Genomic DNA, 25,002 nt, shown 5'->3' on the forward strand with positions numbered 1-25,002 from the left:
CGGGCGTTCGGCGGCTGGTATCTCAGGAGACGGATCATGGCGAAGACACTGGCGGGATTCACGGTCAGCCGTTCAGGCGAAGACTATGTCATTACGATCGAGGAAGAAGGCGGCGAGACGCAGGAATATACGGCGACGTACGACCAGCTCGACCTGATCGCCGACACCGTCGGCGAGACGCTCGACTCGGACGAGGAAGACATGCTCGCGGTCGACGACGAGGGTGAAGCCAAGGACTGACGCCCACCCCACTGGGACGGCAGCGTCACGACTCGAAAAGGCCGCGCGGAGCAATCCGCGCGGCCTGTTTGTGTTCTGGAGAACACGCCTCCGCCCCTCCCCACCGCCGTCATGCTGAACTGGTTTCAGCATCCACCGGGCAACAAACCCGGACCGGACTCGCCTCGCAGTGGACCCTGAAACAAGTTCAGGGTGACGCCGGTACTGCGAGTACCGTCCCCCACCCCCCGCACGAAAAAGGCCGCGCAGGTCCCCCCGCGCGGCCTCCCTACTTTAGCCCCAACCGGAGTTCAGCGGCAGCGGACCTGCGCGTTGTTCTGGTCGACCGACTTGCCGACCACGCCGCCCGCGATCGCGCCGAGGATCGTGCCGACCCCGCGCGAATGGCCGCCGTCGATCACGTTGCCGAGCACGCCGCCGCCGACCGCGCCCGCGATCAGCCCGGTCGTCCCGTCGTTGCGCTTGCAATAATAGCGACCGTCATTGCCCGCATAGACCCGGTCGTCCGGCCCAAGGACCCGCTCCTGGTACCGCGAGTCGTTGCGGTAATAGCGTGCCGGGTCGTAATTGCCCTCGTCGCGATTGTCATATCCGGGGTCGGCATAGCGCTGGTCGTCGTAACCGCGCGGCGGCGCGGGGCGATAGCCGCGTGCGCGCGCCTGCTGGTAGCGGTCGTATTCGGCGCGGAAGGTGCGCCACTCGCCGTCGAAGCGCTGCTGCGCCTGCTGGAAGCGCGCCTCGTCCGCCTGGCTTTGCGCCAGCACGGGAGTCGCGATGGCCAGGCTCGAGCCGGCCAGCAGCATCGCGACACGAACAAACCGATTCATAGAAATCTTCTCCGCTCCACCTTTGGAAACCCCCATACGCGCCCACACCGATTAACGGGACATTTCCGCCTCAGCGCAAACCCGATCGCACCGCATCCCACGCCGCGATTTCGTCGTCATAGCGACGGGTGACCGTCACCGGTCCCGCGGTCGCGCTGACCAGGTCGACATCGACCGTCCCCGCCCATTCGAACGTCGCATTGCCCGACAGCCGCACCATCCCCGCTTCGCTCGCCTCGGCGCGCACCAGCCCGCCACGGTTGCGCACGACGATTTCGGTATCATAGCCGCAGCGCCCGGTCAGGCACGCGGCGAAGGTCGACGCCGCCATCGCGCTGCCGCAGCTGTCGGTCAGCCCGATCCCGCGCTCGAACGTGCGGACGAACAGCGTATCTGCGCCCCGCACCTCGACGAAGGAGACGTTGGCGCGGTTGGGCAGCCAGTCGGGCGCCGCCTCGCACGCCGCCCCGAGCGCGACCAGCTCGGCTTCGTCGATCCCCTCGACGAAGCTGACGAGATGCGGATTGGGCATCGCGACCGCGGTGAACCGCCGGTCGCTCGCCAGCGGGGGCACCGGCGCCTCGACGATCCGCGCCACACCCGCGTGGAGCGGCCACTGCGTCACGTCGAGCCCGGCCGGCCCCGCGACCTCGCGCACCGTATACACCCCCGCCGCCAGATCCGGGTCGCGCGACACGTCCGCCGCGGATTGCTTGAGCCCGACCCGCGCCGACTCGATCCCGAGCGCCGCGAACCCCGCGCGCGCGACGCAGCGCAACCCGTTCAGGCACGTCTCCGATTCGCTACCATCCGAATTAAGCATCCGCATTTCAAAGGGATAGCCCTCCTGCCGATTGGTCAGCAGCAGGATTCCGTCGCCCCCGACGGTCCCCGCCCGGTCCGCCAGCGCGATCGCGACACGCGCCCAGTCAGCATCGGAGAGATCGATCGCGCGCGCGTCGATCAGCGGGAAATCATTGCCCGAGCCGTGGCATTTGAGAATATCGAAGTGCATCGCACTGCCATAGCGCCTTCCCCCCGTCCAAGCGAGCGCTCACCCAAGCCCATAATGGTCCGCGAGCCGGTCGAGCGCGAGCGTCAGCACCACGCGCCCGCTCCGCTGCGGCCAGCCGAGCGCGCGTTCGGCGTCGGGCAGCCCCTCGCCCGCGCACACCACCCGCCACAGCACGTCGCGCAACCCCCGCCCGGCGCCGTCGAGCGCGGCATCGAACCGGCGCTTCGCCGCGATCTGCGCGAGCGTCGGGTCGAGCGCGTCGCCACCCCCACCATCGACCCGCGCCACCCAGCGCATCGTTACCGAGGGCGCCAGCGCCGCGCGCTCGTAATCCGCGCGCAGCCGCTCCCCCGCCTCGACCTGCCGCGCGTCAACCAGCCCGCGCGAGCGCAACCACCCCAGCGGCGATTCGCCGAGATTGACCGTCACCCGCCGCCCGCGCCCGCCCGGTGCGTCCGACAGCACCCCGTGCGAATCGATCCCGCGTTCCACCAGTTCGCGCATCCCGTCTCTCCCGTTCGAGTCGCCGGCGGGATTGCCACGAAGGCGCGATTGTAGGACAGTGGCAAACCGATTTGGTTTTATCATCGGCAGGAAAACCACGTGATCACCGCGATTCGCGAAGTCCGCCGCGCCAAGGGCATGACGCTCGAGGATGTCGCGCGCGCGTGCGTCCCGCCCACCACCGCGCAGACGATCGGCCGGCTCGAGACGGGGACGCGGACCGTGTCGGTCGGCTGGCTCAACCGGATCGCCGACGCGCTGGGGGTGCAGGGCGCGGATCTCGTCCGCCTCCCCGACCGGCCCGACATCGCGGTCGCGGCGCTGCTCGATTCGACCGGCGCGCACGCTCCCAAGCGCCCCGCCACGGTCGCGCCGCCGGTCGCCACCCCCGATCATCTTGCGATTCGCGTCGTCGCGAGCATCGGGGACTATCGCGCGGGCGACGAGATCTGGTGCGACCGGCTCGCCCCCGCTGCCTTCGCCCGCGCGCTCAACCGCGACGTGCTCGCCCCCCGCCCCGCCGGGCGGTTCCTGTTCGGGCGGCTGATCGGCCGCGAGGACACCAGGCTTCTCCTGCTTCCGCTCGGCCCCGGCACGCGGCAGCAGGTCGTCACCGATCCGCCATGGATCGCAACCGCCGTTCGATTGGTTCGCACCTTATGATCCTGTCCCTGCTCCTAGCTGCTCTTTCGGCACAAGCCGTGTCCGCTACGCCACCCGCGCCCGCGTCGCTGCCGGTCACCCAGGCCGAAATCGTCGCGACCTATCCGCATGATCCGCGCGCCTTTACCGAAGGGCTGCTGATCGATCGCGGGACCTTGTACGAAAGCACCGGGCGCGAGGGACAGTCCGACATCCGCCGCGTCGACCTCAAGACCGGACGCGTGGTCGCGCGCGTCAAGCTCGCGCCGCAGCTGTTCGGCGAGGGGATCGTCGCGTGGCGCAACCAGCTGCTCAGCGTGACGTGGCACGGCGGGCAGGGGTTCAAGTGGAGCCTGCCCGCGCTGAAGCGCATCGGTGCCTTCAGCTACACCGGCGAAGGCTGGGCGATGACCGACGACGGGCGCAACATCATCCTGTCGGACGGCACGCCGGTGCTCCGCTTCCTCGATCCGGTCACGCAGAAAGTCGTGCGGCGGCTGACGGTTACCGCCAACGGACGCCCGGTCGAGCAGCTCAACGAGCTGGAATATGTCGACGGCCAGATCTACGCCAACATCTGGATGACGCCCTATATCGCGCGGATCGACCCGGCGAACGGGCGTGTCGTCGGGGTGATCGACGTCTCGCCGCTGATCGCCAAGGTGGCTTTGAGCGACCGCGATTCGGTGCCGAACGGGATCGCGTATGACCGCGTGGCGCACCGGCTGTACGTCACGGGGAAGAACTGGCCGAGCCTGTTCGAGATCAAGCGCCCGCGATAAGGACTCGGAGCCGTTCGCCTGGAGCCCGTTCCCCGGCGAAGGCCGGGGCCCAAGAGTAGCGGCCAATGTACCGCCGCGCTGTCCCCAGCACTCTTCTGTTCCGCGATTGGGCCCCGGCCTTCGCCGGGGAGGTGTCAAAATCTGGAAGTGGCGAGCTGCGAAATGCCCCCCCCCCCAGACGCAAAAAACCCCGGTGGTCGCGCGACGCGACCACCGGGGCAATTCGAGACCGCCCGTCGCGCAGGGGCTGTCCAGAGTGGAATGCGCGAGGGGAGGCCCGGTCGGCCCCGCCGCCCTGGATAGGGGGGCGGGCGACGGGACCGGTCGGTTTAGCCGAGCAGCTTCAGCACGCCCTGCTGCGACTGGTTCGCCTGCGCGAGCAGCGCGGTCGACGCCTGGCTGAGGATCTGCGCCTTGGCGAGGCTGGTCGTCTCGGTCGAGAAGTCGACGTCTTCGATACGGCTGCGCGCGTCGGTCAGGTTAGCAACGCTCGAGGTCAGCGTGTTAACGACCGAATTGAGGCGGCTCTGGCCCGCGCCGAGCGAAGCGCGTGCGGTGTTGACGGCCTTGAGCGCGGTATCGAGCGTCGTGAGTGCGGTGGTAGCATCCCCTGCCGTCGCAACCGAAACGCCGCCAGTGACCGAATCGCCAGGCTGGGCGGGAACGAAAATCTTGTCCTTATCCGCCAAGGTCTTCGTCGTACCGATATCGTCCGTCGTTGCTGCCGCTCCGCCGAACGTTGCTTTGTATGCGACGTCCTCGATCGTGACCGTGTGGCTCTTGCCGATACGGGCGTCCGGGGGGGTGGTTGACGCGTCGATGGTCGACAGACCCGCCGTAACGGCACCGCCGCTGGTTCCGCTCACGCCCGACAGGTCAAGCGCGCTGAGGGTCAGCTTCACGGTGTCGCTGGAACCCGAACCGGTCTGGATGTTGATCGACTTGGCCGCCGTATCGAACAACTTCACGTTGTTGAACGTGCTGCCGGCGATGGTCGTCAGCTGCTTCTGCAATTCGGTGACTTCGGTCTGCAGGTTCTGGCGATCGGTGTCCTGATACGTTCCCGATGCGGACTGCACGGCGAGCTCGCGGACACGCTGCAGGATATTTGCGGCTTCGCCGAGCGCGCTGTCGGCGGTCTGGGCGAGCGCGATGCCGTCGTTGGCGTTGCGGATGCCCTGGTTCTGGCCCTTGATCTGCGACGTGAACGACGTAGCGATCGCGAGACCGGCGGCATCATCCTTGGCCGAGTTGATGCGCTTGCCGGTCGACAGGCGCTCGATGCTGGTCTGCAGCGCGGTGTTCGCGGCGTTCGACGAGTTGCTCGCTTTCAGCGCGGCGACGTTGGTTCCGATAACGGTCATTGATGGTCTCCGAAAAGGTCCGGCAATCCCGCCGCCCCCTATCGGAGAGCCGAGCCGCCAAGCATGGTAACGACCGTTTCGACCGGGCATTAAGCGTCCGCCCGCACTTTTTCGCCATTGTGTCGGTGCCGCCAACTTGCGGGCGGCAAAGCGGAAAATAATTGCCGGTTTCACGCCCGGTTTAACGCAGAATTTACTACGCGAGGCGCAATCCCCGAATCGACAAGGGGGTTTCCATGCGATCCATCGTTCCATCAGCGGCCATTCTGCGCCAGCATTACGCGCTGGTTTCGTGCCTGCGCGCGCAGGGCTTCGCGATCGGCTCGTATGAAGACGGCAAGCGCACGCCCGGCGAGTTCTACCTCGTCGCCGCGGGCGAGACCCCGCCGGTTTCGGCACGCACCGTCGTCCTCGGTCACGAGGGCCGTACCATCGTGCCATCGCGTGACGGCAGCCCGGCCTATGTCTCCTATGACGAGACCGACGCCGCGGTCGGCGCGGGCTTCGTCCGCGCGCTGCTCGCAGAGCCCGAGATGCCGACCGCCGCCGACCCCGAGAGCCTCGCGCTCCACACGCTCGCCGAGCGCGTGGCGACCGCCGACATCACGGTGCTGATCAACGGCCCGACCGGCACCGGCAAGGAAGTGCTTGCGCGCTCGATCCACTTGAAATCCAACCGCGCCGCCAAGCCGTTCATCGCAATCAACTGCGCCGCGCTCCCTGAGACGATGCTCGAGGCGCTGCTGTTCGGCCACCAGAAGGGCGCCTTCACCGGCGCGTCGTCGGGCGGCGAAGGCTTCTTCCGCGCGGCCGACGGCGGCACGTTGCTGCTCGACGAGATCGCCGAGATGCCGCTGCTGCTCCAGTCGAAGCTGCTCCGCGCCCTGCAGGAGCGCGAGATCATCCCGATCGGCGCGACCACGCCGCAGCCGATCGACGTCCGCATCATCGCCAGCGCCAACCGCGACCTGCAGGACGAAGTCGCCGCAGGCCGTTTCCGCGCGGATCTCTATTATCGCCTGTCGGTCTTCCCGCTGACGACCAAGCCGCTCGCCGATCGCGTGCAGGACATTCCCGCACTCGTCGCGACGCTGATCCTGCGGCACGCGGGCAACCGCACGACGATTCCGTGGCCGTGCGCCGAGGCGATCGACCTGCTGTCGCAGCACGACTGGCCCGGCAACGTCCGCGAGCTCGAGAACGTCCTCCAGCGCGCGCTGCTGTTCGCCGGCGGCGACACGATCCTGCCCGAGCACATCGTGTTCGACCGCCCGAGCGCGCGCGCCGTGATCGACGTGAACCCCGCGCCCGCCCCGGCGACGCTCGGCAACATCGTCCAGATGCACGAATTCCAGGCGATCCGCGAAACGCTCGCGGCGTGCAACGGCAGCCGGATCGAGACCGCCAGACGGCTCGGCATCTCGGAACGCACCTTGCGCTACCGTCTCGCCAAGGCACGCGAGCAGGGCGACGACATCATCCGCGCGCATGACCGCACGGCGGTGTCGGCATGAGCGGCATCGGCGGCATTGGCGGCGCGGGCGGGATCGACCGCGTCATGGCGCTCCGCGCGCAGATTCTCGAGCGCAACCAGGCGCTCGCTCGCGCAAGCGCGACGCCCGCCGCGGCCCCGGTCGCCGAGACGAAGCCCGCGACCCCCGCAAGCTTCGCCACGACGATGCAAACCGCGCTGGAAAACGTCAACCAGGGCCAGGCGCAGGCGGCAAAGCTCAGCGAAAGCTATGAGCGCGGCGAGACCGTCGACATCGCCAAGGTGATGCTCGCGCGCCAGCAGGCGTCGGTCGGGTTCGAGGCGACGCTGCAGGTCCGCAACAAGTTACTGTCCGCCTACAAGGACATCATGAGCATGCCGGTCTGACATGAGCAACGCCCTCACCCCCTCGCCCCAGCCGCAGCTCCCGAACGGCGTCGCATCGCTCGTTCCCGAGCGCTTCGCCAACCCGATCGCACAGGTCCAGGGCCTGCTCGCGCAACCTGCGGTGCGGCGCAGCCTGCCGATGGTGCTGCTGGTCGGCCTGCTCGCCACCGCGGCGATCGCGTGGATGATGCTCGCCACCCCGACTCAGAAGACGCTGTTCTCCGGGCTGTCCGATGCCGACAAGGGCTCGGTCACCGCCGCGCTGACGACCGCCAACATCAAGTCGCACATCGACGATTCGACCGGCGCGGTGACCGTCAACGAAGAAGACTTCTCGCGCGCGCGCATCCTGCTGGCGGGCCAGGGCCTCCCCAAGGCGGCGCCCGGCGGCTACCAGATCCTCGACAATCTCCCGATGGGCGTCTCGCGCGCGGTCGAGGGCGAACGCCTGCGCCAGGCGCGCGAAACCGAACTCGCGCGCTCGATCCAGGAGATCGACGCGATCGCGGAGGCGCGGGTCCACCTCGCCACGCCCGAAGCCTCGGTGTTCGTCCGCGACAATGCCGCGCCGTCCGCGTCGGTGATCGTCAAGCTCCAGCCCGGGCGCAGCCTTGGCGACGCGCAGGTCGCGTCGATCGTCAACCTCGTCGCCTCGTCGGTCCCGGGGATGAAGCCCGAGAACGTCACGATCGTCGACCAGATGGGCGGCCTGCTCACCAAGGGCGCGAACGAAAGCGCGACGAGTGCGGCGAGCGACGAGCGCATCGCGCTCCAGCGTCGCGTCGAGGAAAAGTATCGCGCGCAGATCGTCCAGTTGCTCACCCCGTTGATCGGCGCGGGCAATTTCACCACCGAAGTCCAGGCCGACGTCGATCTCAACGAGACGCAGGCGACCAAGGAAAGCTACGACAAGGCGGGCGCGCTGCGTGTCGAGCAGGGCCAGTGGACCAGCAACGGCAAGGACGGCGGGCAGGCCCCCGGCGGCATCCCCGGCGCGCTGTCCAACACCCCGCCGCCCGCCTCGACGCTGAGCGCACCCCAACCCGCGCCCACCCCCGGTGCGCCCGGTGCGCCCGGTGCGCCCGGTGCGCCCGGTGCTCCGGCAGCGGCTGCCCCCGGCGCGGCGACCGGTCCCGCCGCCGCAGCGGCTGGCGCGGTCAGCGATGCGCTCAAGGCCAGCGACCAATATTCGCGCGCCTACGATCTCGGCAAGGAAGTGTCGGTCAGCCGCACCGCCCCCGGCGCGATCACGCATCTCTCGGTCGCGGTGCTGTTGCGCGATCCCGAAACCGGCAAGCCGCGCGGCACGGTCGAGATCCAGCAGATCACCCAGCTCGTCCAGAGCGCGGTCGGCTATAACCAGCAGCGGGGCGACGTCGTCACCGTCATCAGCCGCAAGTTCGCGGGGGCCGCCGCGCTCGACGACAAGCAGCCGTGGTATGAGGCGGGCTGGCTCCCGGTCGTCGCGCGCAATCTCACCGCGATCGTCGTCGCGCTGCTGGTGCTGTTCCTCGGCGTCCGCCCGCTGGTCAAGGCGATCTCGAAGAAGAAGGGCGACACCCCCGCAGATGCGACCGGCCTGCCGCGCGACCTGCTCGGCGAAGCGCAGGGCGGCGGTCTCGCCGCGCCCCGAACCGGCGAGCCGGTCACGATCGACGCGCTCGAAGGCGCGCGCAGCTATGACGAGCGGATCGGGATGGTCCGGGGCTTCACCCGCGACAATCCCGCGCGCGCCGCGCTCGCGGTCCGCGACATGATCAAGTCATGAACGCGGTCGTCCGCAGCTATACCGGGGTCGAGCGTGCCGCGGTGCTGATGATGCTCGTCGGCGAGGAAGAGGCCGCGGCGATCCTGCAGAAGCTCGATCCCGAGGAAGTCCGCCAGCTCGGCAAGGCGATGTTCGCGGTCGCGGACGTGAGCGAGGCCGAAGTCGCCGACGTGCTCGACGATTTCGTCGGCCACGCGCGCGAGCGCACCGCGATCGGCTTCGACCCGCGCCCGCGGATCGAGGCGGTGATGACGCGCGCGCTGGGGCAGGAAAAGGCCGACAGCGTCCTCGCGCGGATCGTGCCCGCGGAAGACGCGTGCCAGCTCGACCTGCTCGACTGGCTCGACGCAGGAGAGATCGCATCGATGATCGACAAGGAACACCCCCAGATCGCCGCCGTCCTGATCGCCAATCTCGACCCGACGATCGGTGCGCAAGTCCTTGAGATGATGCCCGATGCGGTCCAGCCCGACATCCTCCACCGGCTCGCGCGACTGGGGCCGATCACGCCCGAGGCGGTCGAGACGCTCAAGACCATGCTCGCCAACCGCACCGGCAGCGGCAAGGCGCAGGCGGGCGTCACGCTCGGCGGGACGAAGGACGCCGCCAAGATCCTGTCCAGCGGGCGCAAGGCGACCGAGCTGCGCGTCATGCCCAAATTGTTCAAGATCGACCGCGACGTCGCCAAGGCGATCGAGGAAGCGATGTTCGTCTTCGACAATCTGCTCGAGCTCGACGACAAGAATCTGGGCACGCTGATCCGGAACATCGACAGCGACGTGCTGACGCGCGCCTTGAAGGGCGTCGACGAAAGCATTCGCGCGCGCTTCCTCGGCTGCATGTCGAGCCGCGCCGCCGACGGCATTCGCGACGAAATGGAATCGCGCGGACCGATGAAGCTCTCCGAAGTCCTCGATGCGCAGAAGATCATCATCCAGATCGCGCGCAACCTCGCCAAGGACGGCACGATCCAGATGGGTGGCGGGGAGGACGATTATGTCTGAGTTCGTCGCCGGTTTCTCGCCGCGCAGCCAGGGGATCGCCGACGCCCTGAAAGCCGCCTTCGCCCCGCGCGTCGGGGGCTTCGCCGCCGCCGACCTGCGTGAACGCGCAGGCGGGCGTGCTGGCCCGGTCGTCTTCGCCCCCAAGCCCGAGGGGCCGCGCCACTTCTCCCCCGCCGACCGTGATGCCAACCCGACCGAGGGCTGGGACCCGTTCGATGCGGAGGCCGCACCGACGGCGCCGTTCGTCGACCCGGTCGTCGCGGCGCACGCCGCCGGTTACGCCGAGGGCATGGACGCCGCACTCGCCGAAGTCGCCGCCAACGTCGAGCGCGACCACCGCCTGCTCACCGAGCTCGCCGCCGCGCTCCAGGCAGGCGAGCGCTTCGACCGCGAGGCGACTGCGCGCCGGTTGCGCCAGACCGTGATGTTCCTCGTCACGCAGATCGTCGGCGACGTCGGCATTTCGCCCGAGCTGCTCGCACGCCGGATCGATTCCGCCGCGGACTTGCTCAGCGACGGCACCGAATCGGCGATGCTGCGCGTCAACCCGGCGGACGTCGCGCTGCTCGAGGGCAAGTTGCCCAAGCAGGTCTTCGCGATCGGCGATGCCGCGGTCACGCGCGGGTCGTTCATCCTCGAAAGCGCGTCGACGATCGTCGAGGATGGCCCGGAACTGTGGATCGAACAGCTCGGCGCGGCGATCGACCGCGTCGCGGTGCCGACGCACTGATGGCGCACGCCTTTTACTCGTCACCCCGGGCTCGTCCCGGGGACCACCGTGCCGGACATCCTGCCGCCGTACGGCAAGCCCCTCGGTGGATCCCGGGACAGGCCCGGGATGACGGAGGGAATAGCGTCCCATGCTGAACCGTTTCACCGGCGATTATCTCGACGCGCTCGTCGTGCCTGATTTCACGCCCCGCCCCAAGGTCTCCGGCCGCCTCGCCTCGTTCGACGGGCTCCTCATGGAAGCGGTCGGGCTCACCGTGCCCGTCGGCACCGTCTGCCAGGTCGGTGACCGCACCGCAGCGGTCGAGGCCGAGGTGATCGGCTTTCGCAACGGGCGCACGCTGTTGATGAACCTCGGCGGCCCTGCCGCGCTCCTCCCGCAGGCCCCGGTCCGCCCGCTCGGCGCGCCGGGCGAGGCGGAGGTCGGCGCGGCGCTGCTCGGGCGCGTGGTCGATGGCACCGGCAAGCCGATCGACGGGCTCGGCCCGATCCGCGGTGCCGGGCGCTGGCCGCTCGCGGGGAAGATGCAGTCGCCGCTCGATCGCGGGCGCGTGCTCGAGCCGCTCGACGTCGGCGTCCGCGCGATCAACGGGTTGCTCACCGTCGGCCAGGGCCAGCGGATCGGGATCATGGCGGGCTCGGGCGTCGGCAAGTCGGTTCTGCTCGGGATGATCGTCCGCGCGGCGCAAGCCGATGTCGTCGTCATCGGGCTGATCGGCGAGCGCAGCCGCGAAGTCGCCGACTTCCTCGAAACCAAGGTGGCGGGCGCTGCCCGCGCGCGTTCGGTCGTCGTCGCCGTGCCCGCCAACCATTCGCCGGTGCTCCGCATCCGCGGTGCCTTGCGTACCCACGCGATTGCCGAGGCGTTCCGCGCGGAGGGCAAGAAGGTGCTGCTGATCATGGATTCGCTCACCCGCGTCGCGCACGCCGGGCGCGAGATCGGACTTGCGCTCGGCGAGCCCGCCTCGGCGCGCGGCTATCCGCCGTCCGCGATCGCGATGCTCCCCAATCTGATCGAACGCGCGGGCGTCGACGTCCACAGCGGCGGGTCGATCACCGCGATCTACACCGTGCTGGCGGATGGCGACGACGGCAACGATCCGGTCGTCGACAGCGCGCGCTCGATCCTCGACGGGCATATCGTGCTGTCGCGGCAACTGGCGGAACGCGGCGTCTATCCCGCGATCGACCTCGGCCCCTCGGTCAGCCGCGTGATGACCGACATCGTCGACAAGCCGCACCAGCGCGCCGCGCGCGTGCTGCGCCGCCACCTCGCGACCTATGAGGAGAATCGCGATCTCGTGCTGATGGGCGCCTATCGCTCGGGCGCGGACCCGGCGATCGACGCCGCCATCGCGTGCCATCCGGCGGTGCTCGAATATATCAAGCAGGATCCGGACGAGACCGTCTCGCTCGGCGATTCCGCGATCGAGCTGATCGGCGTGTTCGGCGATGCCTAAGTCCAAGCTCGACCGGCTGCTGCGCGTCCGCACACTGCAACTCGGGCTCGTCCAGGCCGACGAAGCGCGCGCGCGCGACAAGGCGCACGCCGAGACGACGCTCCACGGCCGCATCGTTCAGCTGTCCGAGAATGTCGCGCCGACGGTCGCGCCCATCGGTGCGTCCGCGATGGGGGCTGCCGCGCATTTCCGCGAACGCCTCCACCGCTCCGCCGAAGCCGCCGAGGGTCGCCTCCGCGCGGCGCAAGCGGTCGCCACCCGCGCCGCCGAAGCCACGCGCGAGGCGCGCCGCGACCAGAGCGCGATCGAGAAACTGATCGCGCGCGCGGATGCCGAGGCGGCGCTCAAGGAATTGCGCGAGATGGAGGCAATGCCGCCCGCGCGCGTGATCCGGCACGATCCTTGCTGAACCGCTGACGGGTGCCGCTTCCGGCCCCGCTGGATGCCTGCATGACCGACCTGACCACCCTGCTGTCCCCGACTGCTACCACTGCATCGTCGCCAGCGCCTGCCGCGCCCGCATCGGTGACGGGCGTGCCCGGTATGGCGGCGCAGTTCGCGCAGACGCTCGGGGACATGCTGGCAGGCACGCCAGCGGTCGCCGCGCCCGCCCCCACGCCGGTCGCCCCCACGCCGGTTTCCGTCGCGCCGCCCGACGCCGCGCAACCGCTCCCCATCCTGGGCCTGGTCGGACCGCTGCCAGACGGCAAGCTGCTGGCAACCGGCATCATCGACCGGCAAGCGCTTGCCGACGACGGCAACGCGGTGCCTGCCGACCCCGCGATCCAGTTCCTCGCCAACCCGGCGTGGCGCGCGAGCGTCGTCGTGCCAGCGCCGCCCCGCACGCCCGTACCCTTGCGCGCCGCGCTCGAGCGTGCCGCCGCGCAACTGGCGACACCTGCGCTGGCCAAGGCCGCTCGCGGAACGAGCGCGACCGCAGACGCCCCCGCCGACGATGCGGACCCGGTATCGGTCCTGTCCGACACGCCGAGCAACGATCCGGCGGCCCCGACCCCCGACCTACCCGCCAGCGCACCCGCGGCACAGCCTGCGCTGGTGCCGATCTCCCCCTTCGAACCCAACCACCCGACCGATGCGGACGCGGCGGAAGGCTCGCCCGGTCCGGTCGTGACGACGTCGGTCGAGCCTGCGCCCGGCAACCCGGTCGCCGTCGCGGGACCCGTGGCGACGCCAGCAGCACCGACGCGCACGAACCTGCCAGCGGTCGCCACCGCGGAGCCGGACTCTGTGGTACCCACGCTCGCGCGCCCGATCCGTGCTCTGGCAACGGTCGGTGCGACGCCGCCTGTGCTGCAGGCGGAGACCACCGCCATCGCTGGTCCCGCCCCGGCCCCCGCGCGCACGGGGCGTGCGCTGCCGTCCGACCGAGCGATCCTCGCCGCACTCGGGGCGCTGCCGATTGCGGGTCGCGACGCCGGCATCGTCCAGAACGCGGCCCCTGCCGCACTGACGACGCCGGTGCAGAGCGCGCCACCAATCCCCACCGCGACCCCGCCAGCGCCGTTCGACGGGTCCCAATCGCGCGCCACCGACGTACCGCCGCCCTCGCGACCTGAGGTGCCCACCGGCGTCCCGGCGGCAACCGCCGCGCTGCCGCTTGCGACCGCGACGACGTCCGCCGCCTTGGCCGGGCGGACCGCCGCCACCGCGCCCGACGCGACCGGCCGCGGCGAAACCATGCCGGTCCGCGCCGACCGAAGCGTCGTCCCGCCGGTCGCGGTTTCCACCACCCCGCAACCCGCCGGGCAGGTTTTCGCCGCCGCGCTCGCCACTGCGGCCAACTGGCGCGACCGCCCGCGCCCTGACCCTCTAGCGTCCGAGCGCCCCGATCCCGCCGCCCCTACCCCTCCGCTCGGCTTCGCCACCGCCGTCGCCCCCGGCAGCACCACGCCGGTCCAGCCGACCGGCGACGCGCAGCGCGCACCGCTCGACCTGACGCAGGACAGCGGCGTGCAGCGGATGATCGACCATATCGAGGTGCTCCGCGACGACGCCGATTCGCGCGACACGCGGATCCGGCTGGTCCCCGATGCGCTCGGCAGCGTCGACGTCGCGGTGCGGCAGGTCGGCGAGCGGATCCACGTCAGCTTCACCGCCGAGCATGAGGCCACCCGCGCACTGATCGCCGACGCGCAACCGCGCCTGACCGAACTCGCTGCCGAGCGCGGCGTGCGGATCGTCGGGACCAGCGTCGCGACCGACGCCAATCCGGGCGCATCGCAGTCTCCTGCACAGGGACAGGCGCAAACCCAAGGCCAGGCCCAGTCCCAGTCGCAAACCCAGTCCCAGTCGCGCCCCAACGCCCCGCAGCAGCCGCCCCGCGCGTCCGCGCGGGCGCAGCGCGACACCGAGACCCCCGAGGACCAGCGCCTCGCCTAACCCCCAAGGAAGCAGAGTATGAGTGAGATCGTCGAAGAGAAGGCCAAGAAGAAAAAGGGCGGGATGATGAAGATCATCCTGATCGTCGTCGGGTTGCTGGCGCTGGTCGGCGGCGGCATCGGCGGCACGCTGTTCGCGGTCAACGCCGGGTTTATCGGCGGTGGCGGCAAGCATGCCGAGCCCGAAGGCCCGCGCCTCGTTCCCAAGAGCGAGCAGAAGCGGATCGGCGAGGGTGGCGAAGGCGGCGAGGGCCATGCGACCGCGGGCAACAAGCCGCCGATCGGCACCGGCGGCGACAAATATGCTTCCAATTACTATGCGATGGACAAGGAATTCACCTCCAACCTGCAGGACAGCGTCCATTTCGTCCAGGTCGGGGTGGCGGTGTCGACGCCGTATGACGATTCGGTGATCCAGAACATCAAGACCAACGAGATCGCGGTTCGCTCGTCGATCCTGATGGCGCTGGGCGACACCACCGAGGAACAGGTCTTCACCAGCGAGGGCAAGCGCCAGCTCGAGCGCCGGGTCGCCAAGGCGATCAACGATACGCTCAAGGAAAAAGAAGGGTTTGGGGGGGTCGGTAACGTTTACTTTACCAGTTTCGTTGTTCAGTGACGCATGGTTAACGAGGCATCAGCAACGGCGGACGAACGCCGCGGACGGGCACGCGGCGCAGCCAAGGACCGGAGCGCGCAGCACGTCGCGATGGGGGCGACGAACCTCAACCCGTTCGGCGACCTGCACACCGTCCAGCATCTCTCCGCGCGGCTCGCGCGCGGGGTGCGTGGCGTGTTCGAGCCGTTGCTGCGCCGCGAATGCCGCACCTGGGCGGAGCCGCTCGTCGTCCAGCGGCTCGCCGATTACCGGATGGAACGCCCCGAAGGGCTGACCGCATGGCTGCCGATGACGATGACGCTCGGCAGCGCCCCCGCAGGCCAGGCGCTGGCCGTCCTCGACGGGCGGTTCGTGCTCGAACTGCTCGACCTGTTCTTCGGCGGGACCGGCCACGCCCCCGCCGAGCTCCCCGCCGAATTCACCCCCGCCGCGGAGGTGATGGTGACCCAGCTCGGCAAGCTGCTCGCCGAACCGATGCGCGCGGCATGGGAGCCGCTCGCGCGCCTGTCGTTCACCCCCGGCCATGTCGAACTCAACCCCGCGATGCTCGCGAACCTCGATGCGGACGATGCGCTCGTCATCACGCGCTTCGGGATCGCGGTCGGCACCGCCAAGCCGGTGTTCCTCGACCTGCTCTACCCGGTCTCCGCGCTCAAGCCGCACGGCCCGTCGCTGACCGGCAAGGTCCACGGCAAGACCGCCGAGCCCGACCCGAGCTGGCGCAACGGCCTCACCCGCGCGGTGATGGACGTACGCTTCCCGATCCGCTCGGTCCTCGCCGAGCCGATGGTCTCGCTCAGCCTGCTGATGGGGCTGAAGGAAGGCGACGTGATCCCGATCAACGTCGGTTCGGACGTGCCCGTCATGGTCGGCGGCGACCGGCTCGCGCTCGGCACCGTCGGCACGTCGAACGGCAAGGCCGCGATCAAGCTCAACACGATTTGTTACGACATCGACAGCGACTTCAGGGGCGATTTGCAATGAGCGACATGAGTTCAACCCCGTCGAGCGGCTTCCCGCTCGATGCCAGCCTGGCCGCGAACTTCCGCCTGTTGCAGGACGTCGACGTCAAGCTGACGGTCGAGATCGGCTCGACTTCGCTGACGCTGCGCGAATTGCTCGCGCTCGGCGAAACCAGCGTGATCGAGCTCGACCGCCAGGCGAACGAACTGCTCGACGTGCTCGTCAACGGTACGCTGATCGGCCGCGGCGAAGTGGTGATGGTCGGCGATCGCTTCGGCGTCCGCATGACCGAGCTGGTCAGCCCTGAGAAGCGGGCCTGATCCGCGATGATGTGGTCCTATGTCCTGAAACTCGTCATCCTGCTCCCGCTGGTCTGCGGGTTGATGATCGGCTGCCTGTATCTCTGGCGTCGGCTCGAGGCGCGGATGCCGGGCCAGCCCGCCAACCGGCTGCTCAAGGTCACCGAGACGATGATGATCTCGCCGACCGTACGGCTCGCGGTGCTCGATTTCGAGGGACGGCGGCTGCTCGTTTCGGTCAGCCGCACCGGCGTCGCGCTGGTCGATCGCGGGGGGCCGTCGGCATGACCTTCGGTCTTCGTTTCGACTGGCGGAAAGTCTTTCTGTTCACGATCGCGATCCTCATCGCGCTCGTGGCGGTCCACCCGGCACTCGCGCAGACGGCTGCAGCGGCGACCCCCGCCGCGCCGGCCCCGGGCGTCGGTGACGCGGCGGACCGCGCTTTGAAGGATCTGGGCGGCGGCAATGCCCCGCTGTCGCTCAGCCTTCAGTTGCTCATCGTCATGGGGCTGCTGACGATCCTGCCCGGCATCCTGCTGATGATGACGAGCTTCACGCGGATCATCATCGTGCTGTCGATCCTGCGCCAGGCGCTCGGGCTTCAGCAGACCCCGCCCAACCAGGTGCTGGTCGGCCTGTCGCTGTTCCTGTCGTTCTTCATCATGTCCCCCGTCATCAGCCAGATCAACACGGTCGCGATCCAGCCCTATTCCGAGAACCGGATCGGCGCGACCGACATGATCAAGGCAGGCGGCGTTCCCCTGCACGCCTTCATGGCGAAGCAGACGCGCAAGAAGGACATCACGATGTTCGCCGGGATCGCCAAGAGCGGGCCGTACCAGAACGCCGCGGACATTCCTTTTTCGGTGCTGCTCCCGGCCTATGTGACGAGCGAGCTCAAGACCGCGTTCCAGATCGGCTTCCTCGTCTTCCTCCCCTTCATCGTGATCGATCTCGTCGTCGCGACCGTGCTGATGTCACTCGGCATGATGATGCTGTCGCCGACGATCATCTCGCTCCCGTTCAAGCTGCTGTTGTTCGTCCTCGTCGACGGCTGGGCGCTGACGATGGGGTCGCTCGCCAATTCGTTCGTGAGCTGAGCGCATGGACGCAGAATATTTCCTGACGGTCGCCAACCAGACGATGTGGGTGCTTGCGCTTGCGTCGGCGCCGATCCTGATCCCCGCGCTGCTCGCGGGGTTGCTGACGGGCATGATCCAGGCGGCGACGTCGATCAACGAGCAGACGCTGTCGTTCGTGCCCAAGCTGATCGTTGTCGGCATCTCGCTGCTGGTGTTCGGCGGGCTAATCATCGGGCTGCTGAGCGACTTCACGATCGGCATCTTCGAGCGGATCCCGGATTTGGTGCGATGATCGCACGCGCCCGCCCTCCGTTCGCCCTGAGCGAAGTCGAAGGGCCTGCGCAGCGCCTGGGGCTTCGACTTTGCTCAGCCCGAACGGCGGTTGGGGCAACCCTCGCCAGCTCGGAGCGTCAATGGGCCCGCTAGGCCTCGGCCTCTCAATCGAGCCGCAGATGTGGGCGCTGATCTTCGTCATGGTCCGGATCAGCGCCGCGTTCATCGCCGCGCCCGTGTTCAGCGCGGTGTCGATCCCGCTGGTGGTGCGCATCTCGCTGTCGGGCGCGATCGGCGTGCTCGTGCTCGGCGCGCATCCGATCACCCCGCCCGACCATATCTTCGCGCTCGCGACGATCCTCGCGGTCGCCGCCGAGGCGCTGGTCGGCCTCGCGATCGGCTTTGTCCTCCAGATCGCGTTCGCCGCGCCTGCGCTCGCGAGCGAATTGATCGGCACGTCGATGGGGATCGGCTTCGCGTCGGCGATCGACCCGCAGAACGGCAAGTCGACCCCTGCGCTCGGCCAGTTCTTCACGATGATGCTCACGCTGCTGTTCCTCAGCGTCAACGGGCACCTCGTGCTCGTCGAGATGATCGTCAAATCCTATGACGTGATGCCCCCGGGTGCTGCATGGCTGAAACCCGCGCAGCTCGAGAACATCGCGCTGTTCGGCGGCTACACCTTCCTTGCAGGACTCCTGCTCGCCTTGCCGGTCGGCTTCCTGTTGCTGTGCCTCAACCTGATAGTCGGCATGATCTCGCGCTCGGCCCCCTCACTCAACCTGTTCGCGGTCGGCTTGCCCGCCAGCCTCGCGGTCGGCGTGATCGCGCTCGCGATGGCGTTCCCGACTATGGGCGACTACATGCTCGTGATCGTCCAGGAAGGCCTTGCCGCCGCACAGAAACTGGTGCTCGGCTGATGTCGGAGGAGTCCGGCGAACGGACCGAAGCCCCAACCGCAAAGCGCAAGCGCGATGCGGTCGAGAAGGGCGACATCCTCAAATCGCGCGAATTCGCGACCGCACTGGTGATGCTCGCGGGGATGGCGTGGCTCGCCCTGATGGGGCCGTCGCTGGTGGGGGCGTGCAAGGAGATCATGGCGACGAGCTTCTCGTTCGATCACCGCGACATCGAGGATTTCGAGCCGTTCCGTCCGCTGGCGCAAAGCGGCTGGAAGATTGCCCCCGCGCTCATCTCGCTGCTCGCGATCAGCTTCGTCGCGGCGATCCTCAGCCAGGCCGGGCTCGGGCATCTCGGGTTCAACGGCAGCCTGCTCGCGCCCAAGGCGTCGCGGATCAACCCGGCGTCGGGAGTGAAGCGGATCTTCGGGCCGCAGGGGTGGATCGAGCTCGGCAAGGCGTTGCTCAAGGTCGGGCTGCTCGGCAGCATCGGCTGGTATCTGCTCGGCCAGGTCGCGCACGTGTCGATGGGGCTGTCGTCGAGCAGCTTCACCACCGCGGTGGCTGCACTGACGGGAACGTTCCTCACCGTGCTGTTCACGATGGCGTTCGGCATGGTCGCGATCGCGGGGATCGACGTCCCGCTCCAGCTCTTCCAGCGCCTCAGCAAGCTGCGCATGTCGAAGCAGGCGATCCGCGACGAGAACAAGGAAACCGAAGGCTCGCCCGAGGCCAAGGGCGCGATGCGGCAGCGCCAGCGCGACATGTCGATGCGCAGCATGCGCAAGAGCGTTGCGGAAGCGCATGTCATCCTCACCAACCCGACGCATTTCGCGGTCGCGCTGCGCTACGATCGCGAGAACGATCAGGTCCCGGTCGTCGTCGCCAAGGGGCGCGGCGTGGTCGCGCTCGCAATTCGCGAACTCGGCGCGGAGACGCAAATCCCGGTGCTCGAATATCCCGCGCTGGCGCGTGCGGTCTATTACACCAGCCGCGAGGGGCAGGAAGTCCGCGACGACCTGTATGTCGCGCTCGCGACGGTGCTGGCGTTCGTGTTCGGGCTCAACGCCGAGGCGGGTGGCCTGCCGCCGCCGGTCTTCGTCCCCGAAACCGCGCGCTATGACGAGAATGGCGTACAGGCGTGACCGGAAAGGCCGGAAAACCCCTAAAGGTTTCCGCGTCCTCGCCGTTCTACGTTGAGAGCAGAGCGACGGGACCGACCGCATGACGACCACCACCAGCGCCACCAGCGCGACGCCAACGCCCACGCCGACACCGACCGCCTCGACCACGATCGGCCAGTCGCTGATCAACTCGCTCAACGCGGGGTCGGGCGTCGATACCGCAAGCCTCGTCGCATCGCTCGTTCAGGCGCAGTTCGCGTCCAAGAATCTCCAGCTGACCAGGCAGGACACCACCCTCACCGCGCAGATTTCCTCGGTCGCCAAGGTCCAGAGCGCGATCACCAGCTTCGCCTCTGGGCTCACCACGCTGGTCAAGAGCGGCAGCCTCCAGACCCAGCCGACCAGCAACGATACCGGCGTCCTCACTGCCAGCGCGCTGCCGGGTGCCAAGCTCTCGGGCCTGTCCGCGTTCGTCGAGGTGACGCAGCTCGCCACCGGCCAGACGACGACCAGCACCACCAAGTTCGACAGCCGCAGCGCGACCGTCGACACCGGCACGCTGACGCTCACGCTCGGCACCGCCAAGGACGCCGCGGTTTCCGGCTTCACCAGCAACGCCACGCCGATCAAGATCAAGATCGATTCGACCAACAACACGCTCGATGGCATCGCCAAGGCAATCAACGCGGCGAACAGCGGCGTTTCCGCGACGATCATCACCGATGTCGACGGCAAAGCCCGCCTCTCGCTGAAAGGCCCCACCGGCACCGACAAGGCGTTCACGCTCAGTGGCGATTCGACCGGGCTCGCCAAACTCAACGTCGGCGGCAGCGCCCCGGCGAGCACGATCGGCGCCGCCGCCGGCAACGCCAAGCTCTCGCTCAACGGCACGACGGTCGAGCGGTCGAGCAACACGATTTCCGACCTGGTCGACGGCGTGAAGCTGACGCTTTCCAGCGTCACCACCGCGGGCAAGCCGGTCGTCCTCGGCAGTTCGACCCCGACCGACGGGCTCACCCAGGCGGTCACCGATTTCGTCGATACCTACAATCAGCTGCTGGCCGAGCTGAAGACCGAAACCGACGTCTCCTCCGGACCGCTGAAGAACGATTACAACGCGACCAACCTGCTCCGCTCGCTGCGCGGCCTCACGCTGACCAGCCTGACCACCGGCGGCGCGGCCGGTGCCCCCGACACGCTCGCCGCGATCGGCGTCAAGACCAACAAGGACGGGACGCTCAGCGTCGACCAGACCCAGCTGACGGCGGCGCTCAACAAGACCCCCGAAGCGGTCGAGGCGCTGTTCGCGGATGGCACCGGCGCGACCGGTGGCGGGATCGCGGCCGCGCTCAACGCGATCTCGACCGCCGCGGTCAGCAACAAGGTCACCGTCAACGGACAGACCGAAACGACCGGCCTCGTCGCGAGCACCGCGCTCTATACCGCCGCCAAGGCCAAGGTGACCGACGCCGAGACGAAGGTGACCAGCGATACCGCCGCGTACCAGGAGCGGTTGACCAAGCAATATGCCGCCTCGGACGCGAAGGTCGCCGCGTACAAGGCGACCCAGACGCAGCTCCAGAACCAGATCGACCAGTGGAACAAGTCGGGCCAATGACCGTCGCCTACGCCTCTCCGTTCGGCCGCAACCCCGAAGCGACCTATCGCCAGATCGAAGTCGCGGGCCAGACCGCCGAGGCCGACGGCCCGGCGTTGGTCCAGTTGCTCTACGACCAGGCGATCCGCGCGTTGCGCGGTGCCGCCTGGGCCGCGGAGAACAACAATTACAAGATGAAGAGCGACAAGGTCACGCGCGCCACCGCGATCCTGTTCGCGCTGGAAGCCGGGCTCGATTTCGACAATGGCGGCACGGTCGCGCCTGCGCTCGCCCGGCTGTATGCGGGCACGCGAATGACGGTCGTCAACGCGGCGGTCCATAACGATCCGACCCCGTTCCGCGACGTGGCGGATACGCTCGACGAGATCGGCCAGGCCTGGCGCACGGTGCGCGCGGCGTAGGGCAAAAGCTGCCGTCATGCTGAACTCGTTTCAGCATCCACCGCGCATCAGGCATCGTCCGGACTCGCGGAGGGCTAGATCCTGAAACGAGTTCAGGATGACGCAGGAAGGCAGCCCGCTACCCGAACCACCGTTTCGCGCTGAAATAGCCGATGATCCCGACCGTGATCGTGATGCACACCCCGCCGATCAGGTCGAACGCCCAAGGCTCCTTGGCGAACGGCAGCCCCTCGACGTTCATCCCGTAAAGCCCGGTCAGGAACGTCAGCGGCAGGAAGATCAGCGCCACGATCGAGATCAGCAGCGAGCGCGAATCGATCTGTTCCGCGCGCAGGTCGGTCAGCGCCTCGTGCATCAGCGCGGAGCGTTCGCGGATCGCCTCGAGCTCCTCCGCCATCCGCGCGGCGCGGTCGGCGGCGGAATTGAGGTGGAGCCGGTCGTCGTCGTGCAGCCAGTCGCACGGCAGCGCGGCCAGCTTCTCGAGCGCGGCGCGCTGCGGCTGGACGAACCGGCGATAGCCGATCGCGGTGCTCCGCACCTTGGTCACCTTGCGGCGCAGCTCGAACACCTTGTCCGCGTCGAGATCCGCCTCGCAATCGTCGAGCTCGTCGCCGAGCTCGCCGACTTCGGGGTCGAGCTCCTCGGTGATCGCGCTCGCGAACGCCGCGATCAGGTCGCCCGGGTCCGCGATCGTGCCCTTTTCGACCGCCTTGGTTACCGCCTCGACCGCGGTCAGCGAGCGGCGCGTGACCGAGATCACCCGGCCCGCCACCGCCCAGATCCGCACCGATGCAAGCGGATCCGACGCGGTCAGTTCCTCGTCCGATCGCCCGCGCAGGTTGAGGAACGCGCCATCGCCGAGCGCATCGCAGCGCGGGCGCGACTCGGTCGTGGTCAGCGCATCGACGACATAGTCGGGAACCTTGGCGACATCCGTCAGCCAGTCCTGCGCGTGCGCGTTGTTGGTCGTCAGATGGACCCACACCAGATCGCCCGGCGTATCCAGCGCGGCCTTAACGTCGATCCGCGTCGCCTTGCCCCCGGCGACGCAATAGGCAAATCCGCTCATTGCAGCTCCATCCAGATCGTCAGACCCGCCTCGCCTTCGACCGGCGGCCGCTCCGAAACGATCCGCACCGCATCCGCGCGCGACCGGTCGAGGATCGCGGGCGGGGTCGCGGCGGGCGCGTAGATCCGGTCGGCGAGCGCCAGCGCGCGCGCCTGCCCCAGCGTCAGGTCGTCGGGGTCGTCCGAGGTCAGCCGGATCGTGACCAGCCGGTCGGGCGAGGCGGTCGCGTTCGCGAGCCATCCCGGCACCGCCTCGGGCGCCGCCGTCAGCGGGTCGAGCGCCCCGCCCTGCGCGAACGCCCGCCCGAGTGCGCGACGTCGATCGTCGAGCGCGGGCAGTACCAGCCGGATCGCGCCGCGCATCGCATTCAGCCGGTCGGCGAGCGGCCCGAGCGTGGCCGGGAGCATCGCCTCGAGCCGTTGCCGGAGCGCCGCCGCCAGCCCCGCAGACGCGCCGCCCGTCCCGATCGCGATCAACACCGGACTGCGGTCGATGATCGCGGGGAGCGTGAAGTCGCAATCGTCGGGGCGGTCGACCGCATTGACCAGCACGCCCCGTGCCGTCAGCCGGTCGATCGCACCGCGCGCCTCGGCATCGTCCTCGATCGCCACGATCGCGAGCGACGCGGTCGCCGCCTCGCCGACGATCACCGCACCCGCACGCTCGAGCAACCGCCGCTTGGCATCCGCGGGTTCGCCCTCGCCGAGCAGCATGACCGGCCGCCCTGCGAGCCGGACGAACAGCGGAAGACTGTGGAGCGTCATGCCTCGGGCTTGAGCCATTCGGGCAGGCGTTCGGCGGCAAGGATCGTCTCGGGGTTGATCCGGTCCGCGACGACCGCGAAGCGATCGCCGTCGACCAGCACCTCGGGCACCAGCGCGCGACTGTTGTACGTGCTCGCCATCGTCGCGCCGTAAGCGCCCGCGGTACGGAACACCGCGAGATCGCCGCTCACCACTTCGTCGATGTCGCGCCCCATCGCGAAGGTGTCGCCGCTTTCGCACACCGGCCCCGCGATATTGGCGGTCATCCGCCGCCCGTTCGGGCGGACCGCCGCGAAGTCATGCCACGCATCGTACAGGGCAGGCCGCGCGAGATCGTTCATCGCAGCGTCGACGATGACATAGGGGTTGGTCACCCCCGGCTTGACCCAGATGACCTTGGTCAGCAGCACGCCCGCATTGCCCGCGATCACGCGCCCGGGCTCGAACATCAGCGTGACGCCCCAGTCGCGCGTCACCCGCGCGACCATCGCGCCGAACTCGGCGGGGCTCGGGAACACCTCGCCCGCGCGGTACGGCACGCCGAGTCCGCCACCGAGATCGATCCGGTCGATCGTGTGCCCCGCACCGCGCAACTCGGCCATCAATGCGCCGACCCGGCGGTAGGCCGCTTCCATCGGCGCGAGATCACCCAGCTGGCTGCCGATATGCACCGCGACCCCGCGCAGGTTGAGCCCCGGCAAGCTCGCCAGCCGCGCGAAGATCGCAGGCGCCTGGTCGATCGGCACGCCGAACTTGTTCTCGCGCTTGCCCGTCGAGATCTTGGCGTGCGTGCCCGCATCGACGTCCGGATTGACGCGAAGCGTCGCGTGCGCGGTCACACCGCGCTCGGTCGCGAGCTGCGCGAGGACGACGCCCTCTTCCTCGAGCTCGAGGTTGAACTGGCCGAGCCCGCAATCGAGCGCGCGGACCAGCTCCTCGCGCGTCTTGCCGACGCCCGAGAACACCACGTCCGCCGCCGGGATCCCCGCCGCCAGCGCACGCGCGAGTTCCCCGCCCGAGACGACATCCGCGCCATAGCCCGCATTGGCGAGCAGGCGGAGCACCGCGAGATTGGGGTTCGCCTTGATCGCATAGGCCAAATGGACGTCGCCCGCCGCCGCCAGCCCCTCGCAAAACACGCGCGCATGCCGCTGGAACGTCGCGGACGAATAGACATAGACGGGCGAGCCCACTGCCTCGGCGATCGCCGGCAACGGCACGCCCTCGCAGTGCATCACGCCGTCGACGAGAGCAAAATGGTCCATGGGAAATCAGCCG

The 25,002-nt window shown here is 68.9% G+C and carries 28 protein-coding genes; 21 read left to right on the top strand and 7 right to left on the bottom strand.

Going from position 1 to position 25,002, the window contains the following annotated elements; translation table 11 throughout:
- The first annotated feature begins 36 nt into the window (after nucleotides 1-36).
- A complete protein-coding gene (locus RH91_RS03985; protein ID WP_010161261.1) occupies nucleotides 37-240 on the top strand; it encodes a hypothetical protein in 204 nt (67 codons plus the stop codon).
- A 290-nt stretch (nucleotides 241-530) separates the two neighbouring features.
- Here the strand turns inward: RH91_RS03985 and RH91_RS03990 are convergent, their stop codons facing one another.
- The 3 genes from RH91_RS03990 to RH91_RS04000 form a co-directional block, all read right to left on the bottom strand.
- Complete coding sequence (locus RH91_RS03990; RefSeq protein ID WP_010161262.1) at nucleotides 531-1,043, bottom strand: glycine zipper 2TM domain-containing protein; 513 nt, start codon at nucleotides 1,041-1,043, stop codon at nucleotides 531-533.
- Nucleotides 1,044-1,137: 94 nt separating this feature from the next.
- Nucleotides 1,138-2,082 carry a diaminopimelate epimerase gene (dapF, locus tag RH91_RS03995; protein WP_010161263.1) on the bottom strand — a complete coding sequence of 315 codons (945 nt, stop codon included), beginning with the start codon at nucleotides 2,080-2,082 and terminating at the stop codon, nucleotides 1,138-1,140.
- Nucleotides 2,083-2,121: 39 nt separating this feature from the next.
- Nucleotides 2,122-2,586 carry a DUF6456 domain-containing protein gene (locus RH91_RS04000; protein WP_010161264.1) on the bottom strand — a complete coding sequence of 155 codons (465 nt, stop codon included), beginning with the start codon at nucleotides 2,584-2,586 and terminating at the stop codon, nucleotides 2,122-2,124.
- A gap of 99 nt (nucleotides 2,587-2,685) precedes the next feature.
- On the opposite strand from RH91_RS04000, the gene RH91_RS04005 reads away from it, so the two are divergent.
- Nucleotides 2,686-3,249, top strand: a complete 564-nt coding sequence (locus RH91_RS04005; RefSeq protein WP_010161266.1) for a helix-turn-helix domain-containing protein — start codon at nucleotides 2,686-2,688, stop codon at nucleotides 3,247-3,249.
- Entirely contained in the window at nucleotides 3,246-4,010 is a 765-nt protein-coding gene (locus RH91_RS04010) for a glutaminyl-peptide cyclotransferase (protein WP_010161267.1), read from the top strand. Before RH91_RS04005 ends, RH91_RS04010 begins: the two co-directional genes overlap by 4 nt.
- Nucleotides 4,011-4,339: 329 nt before the next feature.
- Here the strand turns inward: RH91_RS04010 and RH91_RS04015 are convergent, their stop codons facing one another.
- Complete coding sequence (locus tag RH91_RS04015; RefSeq protein ID WP_010161268.1) at nucleotides 4,340-5,374, bottom strand: flagellin N-terminal helical domain-containing protein; 1,035 nt, start codon at nucleotides 5,372-5,374, stop codon at nucleotides 4,340-4,342.
- 236 nt (nucleotides 5,375-5,610) lie between these two features.
- Here RH91_RS04015 and RH91_RS04020 point away from each other — a divergent pair, with 236 nt between their 5' ends.
- The 18 genes from RH91_RS04020 (at nucleotide 5,611) to fliS (ending at nucleotide 21,891) form a co-directional block, all read left to right on the top strand.
- Entirely contained in the window at nucleotides 5,611-6,888 is a 1,278-nt protein-coding gene (locus RH91_RS04020; RefSeq protein ID WP_010161269.1) for a sigma-54 interaction domain-containing protein, read from the top strand.
- On the top strand, nucleotides 6,885-7,253 hold the full coding sequence (gene fliE, locus RH91_RS04025; RefSeq protein ID WP_010161270.1) for a flagellar hook-basal body complex protein FliE: 369 nt from the start codon (nucleotides 6,885-6,887) through the stop codon (nucleotides 7,251-7,253). Before RH91_RS04020 ends, fliE begins: the two co-directional genes overlap by 4 nt.
- A gap of 1 nt (nucleotide 7,254) precedes the next feature.
- Nucleotides 7,255-9,021, top strand: a complete 1,767-nt coding sequence (gene fliF / locus RH91_RS04030) for a flagellar basal-body MS-ring/collar protein FliF (protein WP_010161271.1) — start codon at nucleotides 7,255-7,257, stop codon at nucleotides 9,019-9,021.
- The gene (gene fliG / locus RH91_RS04035; RefSeq protein WP_010161272.1) at nucleotides 9,018-10,025 is read left to right on the top strand and encodes a flagellar motor switch protein FliG; all 1,008 of its coding nucleotides are present in this window, start codon (nucleotides 9,018-9,020) and stop codon (nucleotides 10,023-10,025) included. The genes fliF and fliG overlap by 4 nt, the downstream gene beginning before the upstream one ends.
- Nucleotides 10,018-10,755 carry a FliH/SctL family protein gene (locus RH91_RS04040; RefSeq protein ID WP_010161273.1) on the top strand — a complete coding sequence of 246 codons (738 nt, stop codon included), beginning with the start codon at nucleotides 10,018-10,020 and terminating at the stop codon, nucleotides 10,753-10,755. Before fliG ends, RH91_RS04040 begins: the two co-directional genes overlap by 8 nt.
- Before the next feature lie 130 nt (nucleotides 10,756-10,885).
- Nucleotides 10,886-12,214, top strand: coding sequence for a FliI/YscN family ATPase (locus tag RH91_RS04045; RefSeq protein ID WP_010161275.1), 1,329 nt, complete (start codon nucleotides 10,886-10,888; stop codon nucleotides 12,212-12,214).
- Nucleotides 12,207-12,623, top strand: a complete 417-nt coding sequence (locus tag RH91_RS04050; protein WP_010161276.1) for a hypothetical protein — start codon at nucleotides 12,207-12,209, stop codon at nucleotides 12,621-12,623. The genes RH91_RS04045 and RH91_RS04050 overlap by 8 nt, the downstream gene beginning before the upstream one ends.
- 41 nt (nucleotides 12,624-12,664) lie before the next feature.
- Entirely contained in the window at nucleotides 12,665-14,614 is a 1,950-nt protein-coding gene (locus RH91_RS04055) for a flagellar hook-length control protein FliK (protein ID WP_037478517.1), read from the top strand.
- Between the two features lie 18 nt (nucleotides 14,615-14,632).
- Nucleotides 14,633-15,232, top strand: a complete 600-nt coding sequence (locus RH91_RS04060) for a flagellar basal body-associated FliL family protein (RefSeq protein WP_010161278.1) — start codon at nucleotides 14,633-14,635, stop codon at nucleotides 15,230-15,232.
- A 3-nt stretch (nucleotides 15,233-15,235) separates the two neighbouring features.
- Entirely contained in the window at nucleotides 15,236-16,216 is a 981-nt protein-coding gene (locus tag RH91_RS04065; protein ID WP_010161279.1) for a flagellar motor switch protein FliM, read from the top strand.
- Nucleotides 16,213-16,515, top strand: coding sequence for a flagellar motor switch protein FliN (gene fliN, locus RH91_RS04070; RefSeq protein ID WP_010161280.1), 303 nt, complete (start codon nucleotides 16,213-16,215; stop codon nucleotides 16,513-16,515). The genes RH91_RS04065 and fliN overlap by 4 nt, the downstream gene beginning before the upstream one ends.
- Before the next feature lie 6 nt (nucleotides 16,516-16,521).
- Nucleotides 16,522-16,782 carry a flagellar biosynthetic protein FliO gene (locus tag RH91_RS04075; protein ID WP_010161281.1) on the top strand — a complete coding sequence of 87 codons (261 nt, stop codon included), beginning with the start codon at nucleotides 16,522-16,524 and terminating at the stop codon, nucleotides 16,780-16,782.
- Nucleotides 16,779-17,594 (top strand): flagellar type III secretion system pore protein FliP, encoded by an 816-nt coding sequence (fliP, locus tag RH91_RS04080; RefSeq protein ID WP_010161282.1) that lies wholly within the window; start codon nucleotides 16,779-16,781, stop codon nucleotides 17,592-17,594. The genes RH91_RS04075 and fliP overlap by 4 nt, the downstream gene beginning before the upstream one ends.
- A 4-nt stretch (nucleotides 17,595-17,598) precedes the next feature.
- Nucleotides 17,599-17,868: a flagellar biosynthesis protein FliQ gene (fliQ, locus tag RH91_RS04085; protein WP_010161284.1), complete on the top strand. Its 270-nt coding sequence runs from the start codon at nucleotides 17,599-17,601 to the stop codon at nucleotides 17,866-17,868.
- Nucleotides 17,869-17,989: 121 nt separating this feature from the next.
- Nucleotides 17,990-18,769 carry a flagellar biosynthetic protein FliR gene (fliR, locus tag RH91_RS04090; RefSeq protein WP_026046366.1) on the top strand — a complete coding sequence of 260 codons (780 nt, stop codon included), beginning with the start codon at nucleotides 17,990-17,992 and terminating at the stop codon, nucleotides 18,767-18,769.
- Nucleotides 18,769-19,893, top strand: coding sequence for an EscU/YscU/HrcU family type III secretion system export apparatus switch protein (locus tag RH91_RS04095; protein WP_010161286.1), 1,125 nt, complete (start codon nucleotides 18,769-18,771; stop codon nucleotides 19,891-19,893). Before fliR ends, RH91_RS04095 begins: the two co-directional genes overlap by 1 nt.
- Before the next feature lie 79 nt (nucleotides 19,894-19,972).
- Nucleotides 19,973-21,490 (top strand): flagellar filament capping protein FliD, encoded by a 1,518-nt coding sequence (gene fliD, locus RH91_RS04100; RefSeq protein WP_010161287.1) that lies wholly within the window; start codon nucleotides 19,973-19,975, stop codon nucleotides 21,488-21,490.
- Nucleotides 21,487-21,891 (top strand): flagellar export chaperone FliS, encoded by a 405-nt coding sequence (gene fliS / locus RH91_RS04105; protein WP_010161288.1) that lies wholly within the window; start codon nucleotides 21,487-21,489, stop codon nucleotides 21,889-21,891. Before fliD ends, fliS begins: the two co-directional genes overlap by 4 nt.
- Nucleotides 21,892-22,009: 118 nt before the next feature.
- Here the strand turns inward: fliS and RH91_RS04110 are convergent, their stop codons facing one another.
- Genes RH91_RS04110 through lysA form a run of 3 tightly spaced genes read right to left on the bottom strand, consistent with a single transcriptional unit; the run spans nucleotide 22,010 to nucleotide 24,989 of the window.
- Nucleotides 22,010-22,960 carry a zinc transporter ZntB gene (locus tag RH91_RS04110; RefSeq protein WP_010161289.1) on the bottom strand — a complete coding sequence of 317 codons (951 nt, stop codon included), beginning with the start codon at nucleotides 22,958-22,960 and terminating at the stop codon, nucleotides 22,010-22,012.
- A complete protein-coding gene (locus RH91_RS04115) occupies nucleotides 22,957-23,724 on the bottom strand; it encodes a precorrin-2 dehydrogenase/sirohydrochlorin ferrochelatase family protein (protein WP_010161290.1) in 768 nt (255 codons plus the stop codon). The genes RH91_RS04110 and RH91_RS04115 overlap by 4 nt, the downstream gene beginning before the upstream one ends.
- A complete protein-coding gene (lysA, locus tag RH91_RS04120) occupies nucleotides 23,721-24,989 on the bottom strand; it encodes a diaminopimelate decarboxylase (protein WP_010161292.1) in 1,269 nt (422 codons plus the stop codon). The genes RH91_RS04115 and lysA overlap by 4 nt, the downstream gene beginning before the upstream one ends.
- Between the last annotated feature and the right edge of the window lie 13 nt (nucleotides 24,990-25,002).

The organism is Sphingomonas sp. PAMC 26617 (assembly GCF_000242835.1).
GTDB lineage: Bacteria > Pseudomonadota > Alphaproteobacteria > Sphingomonadales > Sphingomonadaceae > Sphingomonas.